This window comes from Rhizobiaceae bacterium, assembly GCA_023953845.1.
Lineage (GTDB): Bacteria > Pseudomonadota > Alphaproteobacteria > Rhizobiales > Rhizobiaceae > Arvimicrobium.
Genome location: JAMLJC010000002.1, coordinates 688,009 through 704,958 on the forward strand (window position 1 = coordinate 688,009; position 16,950 = coordinate 704,958).

Annotated in this window: 14 protein-coding genes, 2 tRNA genes and 1 pseudogene; 12 read left to right on the forward strand and 5 right to left on the reverse strand. The window is 62.7% G+C overall.

The genetic code is table 11. From position 1 onward, the window contains the following. Positions 1–114 precede the first annotated feature (114 nt). Complete coding sequence (locus tag M9955_25275; GenBank protein MCO5084962.1) at positions 115–1,131, forward strand: glycoside hydrolase family 25 protein; 1,017 nt, start codon at positions 115–117, stop codon at positions 1,129–1,131. Between the two features lie 40 nt (positions 1,132–1,171). Here the strand turns inward: M9955_25275 and M9955_25280 are convergent, their stop codons facing one another. Both M9955_25280 and M9955_25285 read right to left on the reverse strand, forming a co-directional pair. Next, positions 1,172–1,666 (reverse strand): DUF992 domain-containing protein, encoded by a 495-nt coding sequence (locus tag M9955_25280; GenBank protein MCO5084963.1) that lies wholly within the window; start codon positions 1,664–1,666, stop codon positions 1,172–1,174. Positions 1,667–1,956: 290 nt separating this feature from the next. After that, positions 1,957–2,031 (reverse strand) — tRNA-Asn (locus tag M9955_25285). Positions 2,032–2,259: 228 nt separating this feature from the next. On the opposite strand from M9955_25285, the gene M9955_25290 reads away from it, so the two are divergent. From M9955_25290 to M9955_25330, 9 genes and pseudogenes are all read left to right on the forward strand, one after another. Further along, positions 2,260–2,532: a hypothetical protein gene (locus M9955_25290; GenBank protein ID MCO5084964.1), complete on the forward strand. Its 273-nt coding sequence runs from the start codon at positions 2,260–2,262 to the stop codon at positions 2,530–2,532. A gap of 71 nt (positions 2,533–2,603) precedes the next feature. Beyond that, positions 2,604–3,364, forward strand: a pseudogene (locus M9955_25295) (IS5 family transposase). Positions 3,365–3,574: 210 nt separating this feature from the next. Then, positions 3,575–3,648, forward strand: a tRNA-Cys gene (locus M9955_25300). Positions 3,649–3,731: 83 nt separating this feature from the next. Further along, entirely contained in the window at positions 3,732–4,403 is a 672-nt protein-coding gene (locus tag M9955_25305) for a protein-L-isoaspartate O-methyltransferase (GenBank protein ID MCO5084965.1), read from the forward strand. A 189-nt stretch (positions 4,404–4,592) separates the two neighbouring features. Next, positions 4,593–5,918, forward strand: a complete 1,326-nt coding sequence (locus M9955_25310) for a TolC family outer membrane protein (protein MCO5084966.1) — start codon at positions 4,593–4,595, stop codon at positions 5,916–5,918. A gap of 159 nt (positions 5,919–6,077) precedes the next feature. Next, entirely contained in the window at positions 6,078–6,791 is a 714-nt protein-coding gene (locus tag M9955_25315; GenBank protein ID MCO5084967.1) for a PopZ family protein, read from the forward strand. 159 nt (positions 6,792–6,950) lie between these two features. Continuing rightward, positions 6,951–9,734, forward strand: a complete 2,784-nt coding sequence (locus M9955_25320; protein MCO5084968.1) for a valine--tRNA ligase — start codon at positions 6,951–6,953, stop codon at positions 9,732–9,734. A gap of 351 nt (positions 9,735–10,085) precedes the next feature. After that, on the forward strand, positions 10,086–11,285 hold the full coding sequence (locus M9955_25325; protein ID MCO5084969.1) for an outer membrane protein transport protein: 1,200 nt from the start codon (positions 10,086–10,088) through the stop codon (positions 11,283–11,285). 650 nt (positions 11,286–11,935) lie between these two features. After that, positions 11,936–12,727 carry a sel1 repeat family protein gene (locus tag M9955_25330; protein ID MCO5084970.1) on the forward strand — a complete coding sequence of 264 codons (792 nt, stop codon included), beginning with the start codon at positions 11,936–11,938 and terminating at the stop codon, positions 12,725–12,727. A gap of 16 nt (positions 12,728–12,743) precedes the next feature. Here M9955_25330 and M9955_25335 read toward each other — a convergent pair whose 3' ends face one another. Continuing rightward, a complete protein-coding gene (locus M9955_25335) occupies positions 12,744–13,028 on the reverse strand; it encodes a DUF3572 domain-containing protein (protein MCO5084971.1) in 285 nt (94 codons plus the stop codon). A 205-nt stretch (positions 13,029–13,233) separates the two neighbouring features. Between M9955_25335 and M9955_25340 the strand changes: the two genes are divergently transcribed. After that, the gene (locus tag M9955_25340; protein ID MCO5084972.1) at positions 13,234–13,605 is read left to right on the forward strand and encodes a response regulator; all 372 of its coding nucleotides are present in this window, start codon (positions 13,234–13,236) and stop codon (positions 13,603–13,605) included. Positions 13,606–13,636: 31 nt separating this feature from the next. Beyond that, positions 13,637–15,010 (forward strand): PleD family two-component system response regulator, encoded by a 1,374-nt coding sequence (locus M9955_25345; protein MCO5084973.1) that lies wholly within the window; start codon positions 13,637–13,639, stop codon positions 15,008–15,010. Between the two features lie 449 nt (positions 15,011–15,459). Here the strand turns inward: M9955_25345 and rpmG are convergent, their stop codons facing one another. Both rpmG and M9955_25355 read right to left on the reverse strand, forming a co-directional pair. Next, positions 15,460–15,627 (reverse strand): 50S ribosomal protein L33, encoded by a 168-nt coding sequence (rpmG, locus tag M9955_25350; GenBank protein ID MCO5084974.1) that lies wholly within the window; start codon positions 15,625–15,627, stop codon positions 15,460–15,462. A 134-nt stretch (positions 15,628–15,761) separates the two neighbouring features. Continuing rightward, positions 15,762–16,946, reverse strand: a complete 1,185-nt coding sequence (locus M9955_25355) for an MFS transporter (GenBank protein MCO5084975.1) — start codon at positions 16,944–16,946, stop codon at positions 15,762–15,764. Between the last annotated feature and the right edge of the window lie 4 nt (positions 16,947–16,950).

Below are 16,950 nucleotides of genomic sequence, written 5' to 3' on the forward strand. Positions count from 1 at the left end.
CCGTGAACTTTCGGTGGGATTCAAACTTTCTTGGTAATTTCTCATTCATAAATGAGCCTGTTCGATCCGGCGGCGCATGCCCTCGGTCTGTTTCAGTTCTGCGTACAGGTCTCCATGCGTCCGGGAAGCTTCCTTCTTTCGCTCGCCGTTTGCCTTGCCCTTGCGGGCTGCACATCCAGTTCCGGCATAGACGAAATCCTCGCCCGCCCGTCGATGGAGGTGACGAGTTCGATCGCCAAGCCGGACAAGACGACGCCTCAGGAAATCGTGGCGCTCGTGGAGGAAGAGGAAGGCGTGGCCGCTCTCGCCGAAACCGCGCCCGCGCCATCCTCGGCGCCGTCCGTTCAGGCGCTCGCCATGATCGAGCCGAACAAGCCGGCCAGTGGTCTCAAGGCCAGCCTGACGCGGCCAAGCCCCCGCATCAAGGTTGAACGTCACCGGTTCCGGGACGCAAAGCCGATAAATTTCGGCAAGGCCAAGCCGCAGGACCTGCCGGTGCACGGCGTCGATGTTTCGCGCTGGCAGGCCAACATCGATTGGGCCAAGCTCAAGAGCCAGGGCGCCAATTTCGTCTTCATCAAGGCCACAGACGGCGGCGATCACCTCGACCCGATGTTCATGAAGAACTGGGTGAACGCGCACGAGGCCGGCCTGAAGCGCGGCGCCTACCATTTCTTCTACTGGTGCCGCACGGCAGGCGAGCAGGCGGACTGGTTCATCCGGAACGTGCCGAAAGTGGAGGGAGCGCTGCCGCCGGTGATCGACGTCGAGTACAATCATCTCTCGAACTGCAAGCGCCGGCTGCCGCGCGCCAAGGTCATCGAGAAGATGCAGGTGTTCATGGACAAGCTGGAAGCGCATTACGGCCAGCGTCCGATCATCTACACCGCGCCTGATTTTTACGCCGACAATCTGAAAGGCGAGTTTCTCGATTATCCGTTCTGGCTGCGCTCGGTCGCCGCTCATCCGTCAAAGCGCTATCCGGGCAGGAAATGGGTGTTCTGGCAGTATTCCGGCTCGGGCCTGTCGCAGGGCGTGAAGGGCAACATCGACCTTAACGTCTTCCACGGCACCGAAAAGCAGTGGCGCGATTGGGTCAACGGCGTGTCGTACACCGCGCGGGCAAACTGAACGGGCCGGATTTTCCGCGCCGGCCCGTTCGTTCAGCGGATCAGTTGGCCGCCAGCGTCATCGACGTGCCGGTGGCGGCGAGGTTGAGACCGAACTGACCGGTAAGCGACAACAATTGCAGGTGGATCGAACCGGACGTGCCGCCGACCAGGACGTTGCCGCCGATGCCTGCGCCCACCGTCGCCTCCAGCGTCGCTCCTTCATAGAGGCCCGCCAGCGAACCGCGGTGATAGCCGGCGGTTGGCGCGAAGACCGCCCAGATCAGCTTCTGGCGCGTGGTAAAGCCGAGGTCGACGCCGAGCTTGCGGATCGCGCCGGTATACGTGTCGGTTCTGCCGCGCGTCGATGTAAAGGCGCAGTTCACTTCCTTGGCGGACCCAAGCACATAGCCGACGCCGCCGTCGATGTCGCAGGACAGCGTGCCGATGCGTACGCCGCCGCGATCATCGGGTTCCTCGTGCTGAACATCCGCAGCGTTCGCTGCCGTTGCGAAAGCGAGCGGGGCGATGACTGCCGCTGCGAGAATGGATTTCATTTTTCTGCTCCGTTGGAACGACTGTCCCGGTATGCCCACCCGTGATTCCGAGCCCAGGGTGAAACGCCATCGTGGCGGAAGTGTTGCACGACCGCGCATGTTTCCCGGGTGTGGGCAGGCTCCTATTGTCCTTCCTGCGTAGCGCAGGAAGGACAATAGGATCGAAAGCAGTTTGTCGGGTCGCATCGCTGGATCCCGGTTTATCGGGAAAAAATCCACGGGCAGCAGGAAATAGAGGCGCGCCGCGCAAGGAAAGATGCGAGAAAATCAGGGAAGTACGCTGAGTTGAATGGCTCCCCGGGCCGGATTCGAACCAGCGACCAACCGGTTAACAGCCGGTTGCTCTACCACTGAGCTACCGGGGAACGAGAAGGCTCATGCGAACGCCGGTGCCTATAGCAAAGACTTTTCGGGATTGCAAAGAAGCTTTGGCAGTTTTTTTGTGGTGGGAGATCGAGCCCGATCCGACGGGTCTCATCTTGCCGCGTGCGGTCGCGTTACCCATGTTGGCGGGCTATGGGCCGACGCAAGATGAAAACGAATGATCGACTGCTTTCCGGCGCGATGATGCGCGGATGCCGATGCGCGGAGCTATGCGCATGACGGCGCGGCATCGGATACATCTTTTCGGAAGGCATTTTTCGCTTCCCAGGTCGCGACTCCTGCGGATCTGCATCGGCGTGGCGCTGGTCTTTTTCGGTATCCTCGGTTTCCTGCCCGTGCTGGGCTTCTGGATGATTCCGCTCGGATTGCTCGTGCTCTCGCACGATGTGCCGCGTGTTCGCCGGTGGCGGCGGCGCCTCCTCGTCTGGTGGGAGCGGCGCCGGAATGCCCGGCGCGCGGCAAAACAGGCTGACGACGCCTAGGCTGTAGTGACGATTTAGGGATTCCAGTTAAGTCGCAAATCAGATTCCATTCTGGCTTTTGGAGGTCAGTCATGGATGTGGATGGGCTGAGCAATGAACAGTGGCTGCGGATTGAGCCGTTTGTGCCGGGTGGTCGCAAGGGTCGACGTGGTCCACGCACCAACAACCGGCGCTTTGTCGACGCTTTGATCTGGATGGCCCGCTCGGGTGGACGCTGGCGTGATCTACCCGAGCGTTATGGCAACTATCAGACAGCCAAGCGGCGTTACTACCGCTGGATCGAGATGGGTGTGCTCGAAAAGCTGTTCGAGGCACTGGCCAAAGAAGCCGACCTCGATTGGGTCGCGATCGATTCCACCTCCATCCGCGCACAGCCCCAAGCCGCCGGGGCACGGCGGAAAAGGGGGGAGCGGACGCCCAGGGTCTTGGCCGTTCACGCGGCGGGCTAGGAACCAAGATCCATGCCGCCGTCGATGCGCTCGGCCTGCCGGTGCGCTTCGTGCTCTCGCCGGGCCACCGAGGCGATGTGATCTACGGCAAGGACCTGCTGGAAGGCCTTAAACCTCGCCACGTCATCGCCGACCGCGCCTATGACGCCGAGGCCTTCCACGACATCATTCTCGATGCTGGAGCTATCCCCGTCATTCCGCCAAGGCCCGAACGAAGGCGTCCTCACGCTTGCGACTGGCGCATCTACAAGGAACGAAACCTCATTGAGCGCTTCTTTGCCAAACTCAAGCAGTTCCGCCGCGTCGCAACGCGATACGACAAGCTCCTCGCAAACTTCCGAGGCTTCGTCCTCATCGCAGCCATAGCTATTTGGATCAGATAGTTAAATCGTCACTACAGCCTAGAACGCGCGCCGCCCTGTGGTGGCTCCCTGGCTCGATCTGTCGTCTATTCAAAGCTCAGCCCCCGGTTCCGCACGCTGTTGGTGCTGGTTTGCAATGACGTGTGGGCTAGCCTTTGGAATAGCGATCGTGTGCTTGACGCGCTTTCAGCCGCCACCTATTGAAACTCCCGCAGCGCACCTTCGACGGCCGGCCTCGTGGCGGAGTGGTTACGCAGAGGACTGCAAATCCTTGCACCCCGGTTCGATTCCGGGCGAGGCCTCCAGTCGTCGGGTGCTTCTGCGTTGGGCGACGACCGTCGCCGGAATCCGGCCCCTGCAGGGCGGCCATGACGCGGAACCGAGAACGATGACCCTGGATTTTACGGCGCTGCGCACGAAGATGGTCGACGGCCAGTTGCGCACCACCGACGTGACCGACCTCGCCATTCTCGATGCAGTCCTCGCCGTGCCGCGGGAGGAATTCGTTCCGTCGAAGCTTCGGCCGTTGGCCTACATCGACGAGGATATCGAGATTGCTCCCGCCGGCTCCGGCCCCGCGCGCTACCTCATGGAGCCGTCGCCCTTCGCGCGTCTGGTCCAACTCGCGGAGATCGCGCCGGGCGACCTCGTTCTCGACGTGGGATGCGGCACGGGCTATTCGTCCGCGATCCTGTCGCGCATAGCTGCGTCGGTGATCGCGCTGGAAGAAGATGCAGGGCTTGCCGAGCAGGCGCAGGCCAATCTCGAGCGTCTCGGCTATCATGGCGTCGCCGTCGTGCGCGGCCCGTTGGTGGCGGGTTACGCGGCCGAAGCGCCTTATGACGTCATCATGATCGAGGGCAGCGTGGAGGTTGTTCCCACTGCGCTTTTCGACCAGTTGAAGGAAGGCGGGCGGCTCGTCGCGGTGGAGGGCAAGGGCAATGCCGCCGTCGCAAAGGTTTACCTGAAGGCAGGCGAAGCCGTATCCGGACGCCACGCTTTCAATGCGGCAGTTAGGCCACTACCGGGCTTTGAAGTTGTGCGTGAATTCGAATTCTGACCTGTCTTGTCTTGCGGGGTGGCAAGAACCGTGTTGGCGTAGAAGCCTGATTGGCCGGTGGGGGTGCCGGGCCGATTCTTGTTGGATTTTGCTGGACTTTGACCAGCGGACGTTGCCGGACGCAATCCGGTTGACGTCGGAGTGAAAGGGACTGCCGTGTTCGGACGTCGAGCTTTTTTCGCTGCGGTCATGTTTTCCGCAACGGCGCTTTCGCCGCTCACCGCATCGGCCGAGACTCTGCTCGGCGCGCTTGCCAAAGCCTACACCAACAATTCGGAACTGAACGCGGCCCGCGCCGGCCTCAGGGTGACCGACGAGAATGTCGCGATTGCCAAGTCGGGATATCGCCCGGTCGTCACGGGAACCGGCTCCTACAGCGCGGCCGAGCAGAACGGGCTGGAGATTCAGACGGGTTCGTTCGGCGTGCAGATCCAGCAGACACTGTTCGACGGGTTTCAGACCCGGAATTCCGTGAAGGGCGCCGAGGCGAGGGTCCGGGCTTCTGTCGAATCGCTGCGCAACACGGAGCAGACCGTGCTCTTCAATGCGGCAAGCTCCTACATGAACGTCATTCGCGATCGCCAGATCGCGCTGCTGACGGAGCGCAATCTGGAATTCCTGACCGAGCAGGTGCGCGCGGCGCGCTCGCGCTTCGAGGTGGGCGAGGGAACCCGCACGGACGTGGCGCAGGCCGAGGCCAGCCGTTCGTCCGCGGAGGCGCAGCTTGCCGCCGCCAGGGCGCAGGCCCAGGCGAGCGCGGCGGAATATCGTCAGTATATCGGCGAAGACCCGGGGACGCTGAAGGGCGCCTCCGCCGCCAAGGGATTGCCGAAGGGCATGGATTCCGCCTTCGCGCTGGCTTCCGTGAAGCATCCGGCGATTCTTGCGACCACCCATCTGGTGGACGCCGCGGCGTTTTCCGTGAAGACCGCGGAAGGAGCTCTTTTCCCCCAACTCAGCGCAACGGCAGGCGTCTCGCGCAGCTTCCGCGAGACGAATGGCGGTTCGCTTTCCGACGGTTACACCAACTCCGCCAGCATCGGCGCCCAGATCACGGTGCCGATCTATCAGGGCGGCCGCGTCTCGGCGCAGGTGCGCCAGTCGAAGGAATCGCTCGGGCAGGCGCGCATTCAGGTCGACGTCACGCGCGACCAGGTTCGCGCCGCCGTCACCTCGGCATGGACGCAGTATATCGCGGCGCAGCAGCAGGTAACCGCGAACCGCGCGCTCGTGGCCGCCGCGCAACTCGCGCTCAACGGCGTCATCGAGGAGCGCAATGTCGGTCAGCGCACCACGCTCGACGTGCTCAACGCTCAGGCCGACGTCATCAGCGCCCAGATCAATCTTGCCGCGTCAGAGCGCGACGTGGTGGTGGCGAGCTACGCCACGCTCAGCGCCACAGGGCAACTCTCCGTCGAGAAGCTCGGACTCGCGGTCGAAAAGTATCGCCCGGAAGAGCACTACAATGCCGTCAAGGACAAGTGGTTCGGCTTGCGGACGCCTGACGGCCGCTGAGAGGCGTCCGCGCCCTTGTCACATATATTGTGAGAAAGGACGCGGCCCCACAGTTTGGGGATTCTCTCCCGTCCGTCGCTCGGCTATTTTCCTGACATCGATTCGAAATCGGATCGGGCACCGTTGAGGTGAACCGCAGAGTATGGGGCGGCAGGGACCATGGCACAGGCAAGCAGCGCGCAGCGCGAACCCTCGATGGAAGAAATCCTCGCCTCCATCCGCAGGATCATCGAGGACAGCGATGTCGAGAAGCGGCGCGACATCGAGGAAGCCGAGCCGGCTTTTGCCGCACCTGCCAACGATGGCATGGAGCGCTCCCACGACATTGAGGCGTTTCGGGCCGAGTTTCACGAGCCGGCGGCTGCAACGTCACCGTTCGATGCAGAGCCGGAGGCCCACGCTCACGCCGGGGCATCGGTCATCGAGCGGCGGAACGAACCGCCGGCCGAAACCGTAGTTGTTCCGACGCATATCGACACCGCGACGACTGAGCCGGATGTTGCAGGCTCCACACAGCCGATGGATGTCGCGGCTGCCGATCCGGCCCCGGCGCATATTGAATCCGAGACGTCGCGTCCGGTTTTCCCGGAATCTGTCGAGGCGATGGAACTGACGTTGACCGAGAATGGCGCGCAGGCCGGCGCCACTGACGCGCAGCCGCGTACGCCGCTGACCTCGGAGCAGACTGGTCGTCAGGTGGCCGCTGCTTTTGGCGAATTGTCCGAAGCCTTTGCCGCAAGCCGTCGCCGCAGCTTCGACGAGATGGCCGAGGAAATGCTGCGGCCCATGCTTCAGGACTGGCTGGACAACAATCTGCCGCATCTGGTCGAGAGACTGGTTCGCGAGGAGATCGAGCGTATCGCTCGCGGCTGATTTTCCGCGACAGACATGGTTGACGCCGCCCTAGGGCGGCGTTTTCGTTTGTTCGCGCGCTGATTGCCCGCAGTTGACTTGACGTTGCCCTTCCGATTTACAGCGGCAGGCCGGAGACCTTGCCCCGGCTCACCGACAAAAAGTGCCGGACGCCAGACAATGCTTGAGAAGACGTACGATTCCAGGACGGTCGAACCCAGGATCGCGAAGATCTGGGACCAGACCGAAGCGTTCCGCGCCGGCGCCGGGTCGCAGCCGGGGGCGGAGTCGTTCGCCATCGTCATTCCGCCGCCGAATGTCACCGGCTCTCTGCATATGGGCCACGCGCTCAACAACACGCTGCAGGATATCCTCGTCCGTTTCGAGCGCATGCGCGGCAAGAACGTGCTGTGGCAACCGGGAATGGATCACGCGGGCATCGCCACGCAGATGGTGGTCGAGCGCAAGTTGATGGAGCAGCAGATCCATCGGCGTGATCTGTCGCGCGAAGACTTCATCGCGAAGGTCTGGGAATGGAAGGCCGAGTCCGGCGGCATGATCTTCAACCAGCTTAAGCGGCTGGGCGCTTCCTGCGACTGGTCGCGCGAGCGTTTCACGATGGACGAGGGGCTGTCGGATGCGGTGCTGGAGGTCTTCGTCACGCTCTACAAGCAGGGCCTGATCTATAAGGACAAGCGGCTGGTCAACTGGGACCCGAAGCTGCTCACGGCCATTTCCGACCTCGAGGTCGAGCAGCAGGAGGTGAACGGCAATCTTTGGTACTTCCGCTATCCGGTCGAAGGCAAGAGCTTTGATCCGGAAGATCCGGCGACCTTCGTGACCGTCGCGACGACGCGGCCGGAGACGATGCTCGGCGACACGGCGGTCGCGGTGCATCCGGACGATGAACGCTTCAGGGATCTGGTCGGCAAGCATGTCGTGCTGCCGCTCGTCGGGCGGCGCATTCCGGTCGTCGCCGATGAGTATTCCGATCCCGAAAAGGGCACTGGCGCCGTAAAGATCACGCCCGCGCACGACTTCAACGATTTCGAGGTCGGCAAGCGCCACAAACTGCCTGCCATCAGCGTGCTGACCGTCGATGCCGCAATCGATCTCCGTGAAAACGAGGATTTCCTGAGCGGCGTCGAGCCGAGCACGATGCTGTCGGAGACGATCGATGCCCTTCAGGGGCTGGATCGTTTCGCGGCGCGCAAGCGCATCGTCGAAATGATGGAAGCGGGAGGTTATCTCGCCAAGGTCGAGCCGCATCGCCACATGGTGCCGCATGGTGATCGCGGCGGTGTGCCGATCGAGCCGTTCCTGACCGACCAATGGTACTTGAACGCGGCCGAACTGGCCAAGCCGGCGATCCGTTCGGTGCGCGAGGGCCGTACGAAGTTTGTCCCGAAGAATTGGGAAAAGACCTATTTCGACTGGATGGAGAACATCCAGCCGTGGTGCGTCTCGCGCCAGCTCTGGTGGGGTCATCAGATTCCGGCCTGGTACGGCCCTGACGGCGCGATCTTCGTCGAGAAGACGGAGGAGGAGGCGCTGGAGGCGGCAATCCAGCACTACATCGCCCATGAAGGGCCGTGGAAGGCATGGGTCGAGGAGAAGCTGGAGAACTTCCAGCCCGGTGACATCCTCACGCGCGACGAGGATGTCCTCGACACCTGGTTCTCCTCGGCGCTGTGGCCGTTCTCGACGCTCGGTTGGCCGGAGAAGACGCCCGAACTCAAGACTTATTACCAGACCGATGTTCTGGTGACAGGTTTCGATATCATTTTCTTCTGGGTTGCCCGGATGATGATGATGGGTCTTCATTTCATGGATGAAGAGCCGTTCCATACCGTTTATGTCCACGCGCTCGTTCGCGACAAGAACGGTCAGAAGATGTCGAAGTCGAAAGGCAACGTCATCGATCCGCTGGAACTGATCGACGAGTACGGCGCGGATGCGCTGCGTTTCACGCTGGCGATCATGGCGGCGCAGGGCAGGGACGTGAAGCTCGATCCGGCGCGTGTGGCGGGCTATCGCAACTTCTGCACGAAGCTCTGGAACGCCACCCGCTTCGCGGAAATGAATGGCGTCAGGCGCAACGACGAATTCTGGCTGAATGATGCGAAGCTGACCGTCAATCGCTGGATTCTGACAGAACTCACGCGCGCCGCGCGCGAGATCACGGATGGCATCACCTCCTATCGTTTCAATGATGCGGCGGGCGCGGCATACCGTTTCGTCTGGAACCTCTTTTGTGACTGGTATCTGGAACTGCTCAAGCCGATCTTTGCCGGTGACGATGAAGCGGCGAAGGCCGAAAGCCAGGCGGTGGCGGCTTTCGTGCTCGACGAGATCTACAAGCTTCTCCATCCGATGATGCCGTTCATGACGGAGGAGCTCTGGGCGCATACGGCCGGGGAGGGCAACACGCGCTCGACGCTGCTCTGCCACGCCGCCTGGCCGCAGCCGGACTTCGCCGACGAGGAGGCCGCAGGCGAGATCAACTGGCTGGTGGAACTGGTCGGCGGCATCCGTTCGGTCCGCGCCGAGATGAACGTCCCGCCTTCGGCTGTAGGGCCTTTGGTCGTCATCGGCGCCAATGCGGAAACCCGGGCAAGATTCGCGCGGCACGACTCGGCGATCAGGCGGCTGGCGCGCGTCGGCGAGATTTCCTTTGCGGACACCGCGCCGCAGGCTTCGGCTCAAATCGTCGTCGGGGAAGCGACGGCCAGCCTGCCGCTGGGCGATCTTATCGACCTGAAGGCCGAGGCCGCGCGTCTGCACAAGGAGATTGGTCGCGTGACCGAGGAGATCGCGCGCCTGTTCAAGAAGCTCTCGAACGAGAAATACGTCTCCAACGCGCCCGAGGAGGTGGTCGCCGCCGACCGCGAGAAACTCGGCGAGTTCGAGGCCACGCAGGCCAAATTGCGGGTCGCGCTCTCGCGGATCGAGGCCGGTGGCTGATTTGCTGCGTGCGCCGGAAGGCGCGTGCGCGGCAGCCTGAATGCGGCATCATGGTGGCCGAAGCGCCATCTTCCCGTCACTCTTGCGGCAATCCGACGGTTTTTCCGAGGATGTTGTCTTGTTGCAACACTGTGCGCGAAGATACGTAATCCGTTGATCCGGATTTGCTAAAAATTTGAAATTATTGCGAAAAGTAGCCGCGCTATAGTTGAGGCGCCGCAGATTTGAAGGCGATTTTGCTGGAGCGCCGCGCCACATTCGAACGTTGCGTAAATACTTCGAGCCAAAGATCCTAGTTGCTTGTGCGGGCATGAATCGTTCAGCTTGTCCGCAGTGGTTCGGAGGAGTCCAATGAACAAGAAAATTCTGGCCGCGCTCGGCGCAGGAGCCGCATTTCTGGCAATGTCGGCGCAGGCCAATGCGAACGGCTTCACGCGCGGCTCAGCCGATACGGACATTCTGTTCGAGGAAGGCAACTTCAACCTTCGCGCCGGCGCGACTTATGTGAGCCCCCAGCGCGAATACAGCCGGAACGCCAACCCCGCGCTCGTCGGCACAAGCTATCTGAACGACTATGTGGTCCCTTCGATCGCCGCCAAGCTGAATGTCACGGACAATGTGCGCTGCGCCTTCACCATGGTCGAGAACGCCGGAGGCGACGCCGAGTATGCGGCCCCCACCAGCACCGGAAAGATCAGCGAGAAGTTCGACACGACCGAACTGAGCGCGACCTGCGGCGTCAAGTTCAGCGCCGGACGCGGCAATCTCTGGCTGCTGGGCGGCGGCTATCTCGAGGATTTCGACTATCACCGCGTCAATGACTACACGTCGCTCGGACTCGGCTACGGCACGTTGAAGCTGGACGGGCAGGATCGCGGCTACCGCGTCGGCGTCGCCTACGAAATTCCCGAGATCGCGCTCCGCGCACAGCTTACCTATCGCTCCGGCACGGACTACGGCGCCGAGGGTCTGGTCACGGCGCCGGCCGCCATTCTTGCGCGCGCGTTGCGCAACAGCGGCGTGCCGGACAGCCAGAATCCGTTCGCCACCCTTCCGCCGGGGCTGCAGGTTCCCGTTCCGGCCCTTGGTATCGGCCACCTTCCGCAGATCGTCGAGCTGAAGGCCCAGACCGGCATCGCGCCCGGCTGGCTTGCTTTCGGCACCGTGCGCTGGACGAACTGGTCCGTGCAGGAAACGCTGGACATTCGCGCCGCCAGCAACGGGCTGCTCATCAGCCGCGACCGCTACTTCTGGGACGACGGCTGGACGATCACGGCAGGCGTCGGCCACGCCTTCACCGACACCGTTTCCGGCGCCCTCAGCCTGACCTGGGATCAGGGCGTCGGCACGGGATGGGACATCCAGACCGACACCTGGACGCTCGCTGGCGGTGTCTCGGCGAAGGATGCCCTCGGCGGCGAGTTGCGCGCGGGCCTTGCGGTCAGCTACCTCGAATCGGGCGAGGAGACGCAGTACGCGGCTGGGCTGAACTCGGCCGTGGACAGCGGCTGGGCTTACGGCGCCACGCTTTCCTACAAGGTGAAGTGGTAACGCCAGCGCTGTCCTTCAGGTTTCCAACCTCCCCGGCGCGCGGCGCCGGGGAGGCTGATGTTTTCCGGTCACAGGATGTGACAAGTTTCGCCGGCACCTGATGGAAAGCCCGGAATTGCTGCGTCGGCGAACAGCTTTGTGCTCTTTCAGCAACACTTTGTAGACGGCAGATGATGTATGTCTGCCGAAGAGCGGAACGCCAATTTCCCGCCATAAACCGGGAGCACGCCGATGCAGGCTCCGGTCGAGAGCAGGACAGCCGCAACCGCCGCGGCAAGGAAGAACATGAGCGTAAGGAGTGTTTTGGGGGCGATGGCGTCCGTCTGGCAAAGCCAGCCGGTGTGCTCGTCGTTCTCTTGGCTGTCCGGCCCCACTTTGGCCGAAATGGATCGGCAGGGTGGATTTGTCGGCTCGTCGCGCCGTTGCCTGGCAGCGGATTGGGCAAGTCGAACTGACATTGGTTTCACGGTCGCGATAGGCGGCCTTTTTGCGGGCGCCCGTCCGGGCGCGTCATTTGCGGCGAGGGCAATAGGATTGACGACGCGCGCGACGAGAACATCGCGCGGCACGTCAGAACTGTATTGTCGCGCAGGCGCCGTGTGGGCCGGATATGCTCCGGCCGGCGCGGACGGAAGATCGAACTGATGGCTATGCTGGTTTCGCGTTCTCTCTTTTCTGCAGTTTTCACCGCCTGTCTGCTGGGCGCGGGCAACTTTGCGCATGCTTTCGATACGACGGCCCCCAAGGCCGAGAAGTCGAGCCCGTGGGCGGTGTTCCAGCGCGGGTTCGACGCCTATCGCAGCGGTCACAAGGACGAGGCCGTGGAGGCGTATCGCTACGCGGCGGAGAACGGCCAGCTCGGCGCGACATGGAAGCTTGCCCGCATGTATGCCGAAGGCGACGGCGTCACGCGCGACGACCAGGAGGCCTTCAAGTTCTTCAGCGAGATCGTCGATCAGGAAGTCGAGCCCGGCAGCCCCGAGGAAAGCTACGTCTCCGACGCTTTGGTGGCGCTCGGCGGCTACATGAAGACAGGTATTCCGGGCGTCGTGAACGCCAATCCGATCGCCGCGCAGGAATACTACATGCGCGCCGCCGCCAATTATCGCAACGCGGATGCCCAGTTCGAAATGGGCAAGATGTTCCTGACGGGCGAAGGCGGCATGAAGGTCAGCGTCAAGCAGGCCGGCCGCTGGCTGCAGCTGGCCGCCGCGAAGGGGCATGCAGGGGCGCAGGCGACCCTCGGCAACCTGCTGTTCGAAAGCGGCAAGGTGGTGCGGGGTCTGGCGCTGATGACCGCTGCGCTGGAGCGTGCCGGTCCCGGGGACCAGTCCTGGATTCGCGGCATGCAGGAGCAGGCCTTCGCGCTCGCCGGCGAGGCGGATCGCCGCACGGCGATTGCGCTGGCCGAAGACATGCTCGCCAAAGGCACCAGCCAGTAAGCCGTCTGCGGCGGATTCAGGCCGACTGATCGTAGCGGCCGTCGCCGCCGGGCAGCTTTCGCAAGGCCTCCCCGACCTTTTGCGGCGGAATATCCGCCTGTTCCGCGAAGCTGAGCAGCGTCGGCTCGTGCGCCAGCACGAAGCCGAGCACCCCTGCGAGAAAGCCGGGTTCCGACGCCGCTCTCCGGATCATCGAAGCGTCGATGCCGGTGATTGCCAGGAAACGCCGCAAAAGCTCCGGGTCGGCAGCAATGAAACCCAATGCTGCGACGGCGACGCTCTCGGCGTTTTCTCGATCCATTGCGCACCTTCGCTCCCGGGATTGGCCAACATCGCCATTGGGCGATGACCGGAGCCTCTGTCAATCGCTGCCGTTTGTCGCCCGGATACGCATTTTTCGCTGAAGCGACAGGGGTTTGCGTTTCGTCAATGTTCTGGCGTTATTGATTTTATGAGATTCGCGCGTCGCGGGAGCCGTCTCCCGGGGGCGGCGGGGCAGGATGACGATGCCTAAAAAGGTGATGATAGTCGAAGACAACGAGCTGAACATGAAGCTCTTCCGCGACCTCATCGAGGCCAGCGGCTACGAGACCGTTCGCACGCGCAACGGACTGGAGGCGCTGGATCTTGCGCGCGCGCATCGGCCCGATCTCATTCTGATGGACATACAGCTGCCCGAAGTATCGGGACTTGAAGTCACGAAGTGGCTCAAGGAAGACGACGATCTGCACAAGATCCCGGTGATCGCCGTCACCGCCTTCGCGATGAAAGGCGACGAGGAGCGAATCCGTCAGGGCGGCTGTGAAGCTTATATTTCGAAACCCATATCCGTGCCCCGCTTCATAGAAACGATCAAATCCTATCTGGGCGACGCATGACCCGGGTTACCGGCGTCGGAGAGTGCATCGAATGACCGCGCGTATTCTTGTCGTGGACGACATTCCGGCCAATGTAAGACTGCTCGAAGTGCGGCTTCTGGCGGAGTATTTCGAGGTTGTCACCGCCAGCAACGGGCCGGATGCGCTCGAAGCATGCGAAAATGGCAAGATCGACGTCGTCCTGCTGGACGTCATGATGCCGGGCATGGACGGTATTGAGGTCTGCCGCCGTCTGAAGAGCGATCCCGCCACGTCGCATATCCCGGTCGTCATGGTGACCGCGCTCGACCAGATTTCGGATCGCGTGCGCGGCCTGGAGGCAGGCGCCGACGATTTCCTGACCAAGCCGGTCAACGATCTCCAGCTCATGACGCGCGTGAAGAGCCTCGTGCGCCTGAAGTCGCTGACCGACGAACTCCGCCTGCGCGCTTCCACCACCAGGAATCTTGGCATCGAGGAACTTCTGAGCCGCAGCAGCCCGGACCTGTTCTCCCGGCCGCGGGTCCTGCTCGTGGACGAGCAGCCATCGAGCAGCCAGCGCATCTCCGCCATGCTGGCCAACGCCGCCGACGTCGACGTCAGCGTCGACCCGCAGGCCGCCATTTTCCAGGCCGCCGATCACCCTTATGACTGCGTGCTCATCTCGGGCCGCTTCAAGGACTTCGATCCTCTGCGCCTTTGCTCGCAATTGCGGTCGGTCGACAGGACCCGGCTGATCCCGATCATGCTGATGGTCGAGCCGGGGGACGATGCGCGCATCGTCCGCGGTCTGGAACTCGGCATCAACGATTATCTCGTGCGGCCTGTCGATCGCCACGAATTGCTCGCCCGTCTCGACACGCAGGTCCGCCGCAAGCGCTACAACGACCATCTTCGCGCCAGCGTCGCACAGACCATCGAAATGGCGGTCACAGACGGTCTCACCGGGCTGCACAACAGGCGTTATCTCGACAGCCACATAAAGACGCTGTGCGACCGCGCCGCGAGCCGCAAACGGCCGCTCTCCGTCATGCTGACGGACATCGACAGGTTCAAGTCCGTGAATGACACCTACGGGCACGACGCCGGCGATCGCGTGCTGCGCGAATTTGCACGGCGTCTGCGCAAGAATGTGCGGGGCATCGATCTCGCCTGCCGCTATGGCGGCGAGGAGTTCATCGTCGTGATGCCCGATACGGATGCCCAGATCGCCGAGATGGTCGCGGAGCGCGTCCGCTCTCAGATCGCCGCGACGCCGTTCAGCCTCGGCGAGGAAAAGCCGTCGCTCGATATCACCGTGAGTGTCGGCGTCTCGACCCTGCTCAGAGGCAGCGACACGCCGGATGACCTCATCAAGCGCGCCGATGTCGCGCTTTACGAGGCCAAGACAGGTGGTCGAAACCGCGTCGTCGCCAAGGCGGCGTAGCCGCCGGATTTCAATGAGCCGCCGCTGAAAAAGGCGTCGAGGCGTTCCGCAGCCCCGGCGGAAATTTACCGTATTTGCTTGATTCGGGAACGTAGGTTAAGAAATTGTTGATTTTTCAGCGGTTCTGCGCAAATCTTTGCCTCGAAGGCTGAGCGCTCCGGCTTGAGGTTTACAACTGCCGGTAGCGTTGACTTACCCCATGATGCTCAGGTCCGCCGCATCTCCTGGGTCCGTGGGGTTGGCCGGTCGGCGCCGACACAAGTGGCCTCCTCGTACCGCTGTCGGATGCCGGCCGGCCCCCTTTGCTTCCAGACCTTGAAATGAAATCGACCGCCGCCGGGGCGCCTTGCCGTCTTCGCTGAGGCTCCGGGCAGCGCGAAATTCACGACGCCGCAAATGAAAACGCCGCCCGGAGGCGGCGTATGGATCGTGACGGCCCGAAGGAGCTGTTACTTGATCTTCGTTTCCTTGAACTCGACGTGCTTCTTGGCAACTGGATCGTACTTCCGGAACGACAGTTTTTCGGTCTTCGTGCGGCTGTTCTTGCTCGTCACGTAGAAGAAGCCGGTGTCGGCGGTGGAAAGAAGCTTGATCTTGATATTCGCGGCTTTTGCCATTTTTCTCGTCCGATCTGTTGGGGCTCATACCGCTGAAACGCGAGCATAGCGCCCGGATGCGGAAATTTCCGCGGAGACATACTGATGGCTGCGCGAAAGTCAAGCCGACGGGCGCATTTCGACGCCTGTAGGCGCTATCTGCCAGCGACGAGCCGCCAGACACCAAGCACGATATAAGCTGCGAAGAAGGCAGCAAGCGAGTAGCCGAAGCCGGGCGCGCCGAAGACGTCGATGCCGAAACCGACGAATTGCGGGCCGACGAGCATGCCGACCCCATAGCAGAAGACGAAGGCGGCGTTGGCGTTGGCGAGTTCGCGGCCGGAGAGGCGCGAGCCGAGATGCGCGAGGCCGATCGTGTACATGGCGGCCACCGCGCCGCCCCAGACGAACAGCAGGCTCGCCATCAGATACCAGTGACCGGCGATCAGGGGCAGGGCGAGCATCCCGGCCAGCCCGACGGAGGCACAGAGCATCAGAAGATGCCGGCGGTCGCGGATTCGATCGCTGACCATGCCGAGCGGTATCTGCAGGAGCACGTTGCCGAGCCCGACCATGGAAAGCAGGATGGCGGTGTCTGCTTCCGGATAACCAATGCGGGCGCCATAAACGGGAAACAGCGCAAAACCTCCCGTTTCCACCGCGCCGAAGACCAGCACGGCGGCCGTCGCCGTCGGCACCAGCCAGACATAGCGTAGGAAGCCGCTCTTGCTTTCGCTGTCTTCAAGCATCGGCGGACTTTCGCGCCATGCGGCGACAACGGGGATGGCGGCGACCATCACGATAACGAAGGCGGTTCCGAAGGGCAGGAAACCCTGACTGCCCATGAGTGCGAAGAGCCATGGGCCGAAGGCGAACCCCAGCGAGAGCACGGTGGCGTAGACGCCGAGCACCAGTCCACGATGCTTCGGCGGCGCCGACATGCTGATCCAGTACTCCGACAGGATGAACAGCGTCGTGAGCGCGACGTGAAGGACGGCGCGCAACGGAAACCACATCCAAAAGGCTTGCGCGAAATAGAAGCCGAGAAAGGACAACGCACCCAGCACGATCATCGCGAGGATCGTCGGCACCACGCCGAAGCGAGCGGCGAGTGGCGTGGCAAGCGGTGCTGCTGCGATCGACGCGATGCCGGCAACGGCCGTGTTCGCGCCGATCATGCTCGCGGAATATCCGCGCTGCTCGAGGATGATGCTGAGCAGCGGAACACCGAGGCCGATCGCCGTGCCCACGACGCTGATGGAGGCGATGGCCGCCGAAATCGACAGCCAGCGCACCTTGGCGGGGGCTTCTGCGGCCCGCTCTCGAATGTCGGCGGTCATTGTC

Coding starts and splice junctions, on each gene's coding strand:
- M9955_25275 (MCO5084962.1), top strand. CDS start 115: ATGCGTCCGGGAAGCTTCCTTCTTTCGCTCGCCGTTTGCCTTGCCCTT.
- M9955_25280 (MCO5084963.1), bottom strand. CDS start 1,666: ATGAAATCCATTCTCGCAGCGGCAGTCATCGCCCCGCTCGCTTTCGCA.
- M9955_25290 (MCO5084964.1), top strand. CDS start 2,260: ATGCGCATGACGGCGCGGCATCGGATACATCTTTTCGGAAGGCATTTT.
- M9955_25305 (MCO5084965.1), top strand. CDS start 3,732: ATGACCCTGGATTTTACGGCGCTGCGCACGAAGATGGTCGACGGCCAG.
- M9955_25310 (MCO5084966.1), top strand. CDS start 4,593: ATGTTTTCCGCAACGGCGCTTTCGCCGCTCACCGCATCGGCCGAGACT.
- M9955_25315 (MCO5084967.1), top strand. CDS start 6,078: ATGGCACAGGCAAGCAGCGCGCAGCGCGAACCCTCGATGGAAGAAATC.
- M9955_25320 (MCO5084968.1), top strand. CDS start 6,951: ATGCTTGAGAAGACGTACGATTCCAGGACGGTCGAACCCAGGATCGCG.
- M9955_25325 (MCO5084969.1), top strand. CDS start 10,086: ATGAACAAGAAAATTCTGGCCGCGCTCGGCGCAGGAGCCGCATTTCTG.
- M9955_25330 (MCO5084970.1), top strand. CDS start 11,936: ATGCTGGTTTCGCGTTCTCTCTTTTCTGCAGTTTTCACCGCCTGTCTG.
- M9955_25335 (MCO5084971.1), bottom strand. CDS start 13,028: ATGGATCGAGAAAACGCCGAGAGCGTCGCCGTCGCAGCATTGGGTTTC.
- M9955_25340 (MCO5084972.1), top strand. CDS start 13,234: ATGCCTAAAAAGGTGATGATAGTCGAAGACAACGAGCTGAACATGAAG.
- M9955_25345 (MCO5084973.1), top strand. CDS start 13,637: ATGACCGCGCGTATTCTTGTCGTGGACGACATTCCGGCCAATGTAAGA.
- rpmG (MCO5084974.1), bottom strand. CDS start 15,627: ATGGCAAAAGCCGCGAATATCAAGATCAAGCTTCTTTCCACCGCCGAC.
- M9955_25355 (MCO5084975.1), bottom strand. CDS start 16,946: ATGACCGCCGACATTCGAGAGCGGGCCGCAGAAGCCCCCGCCAAGGTG.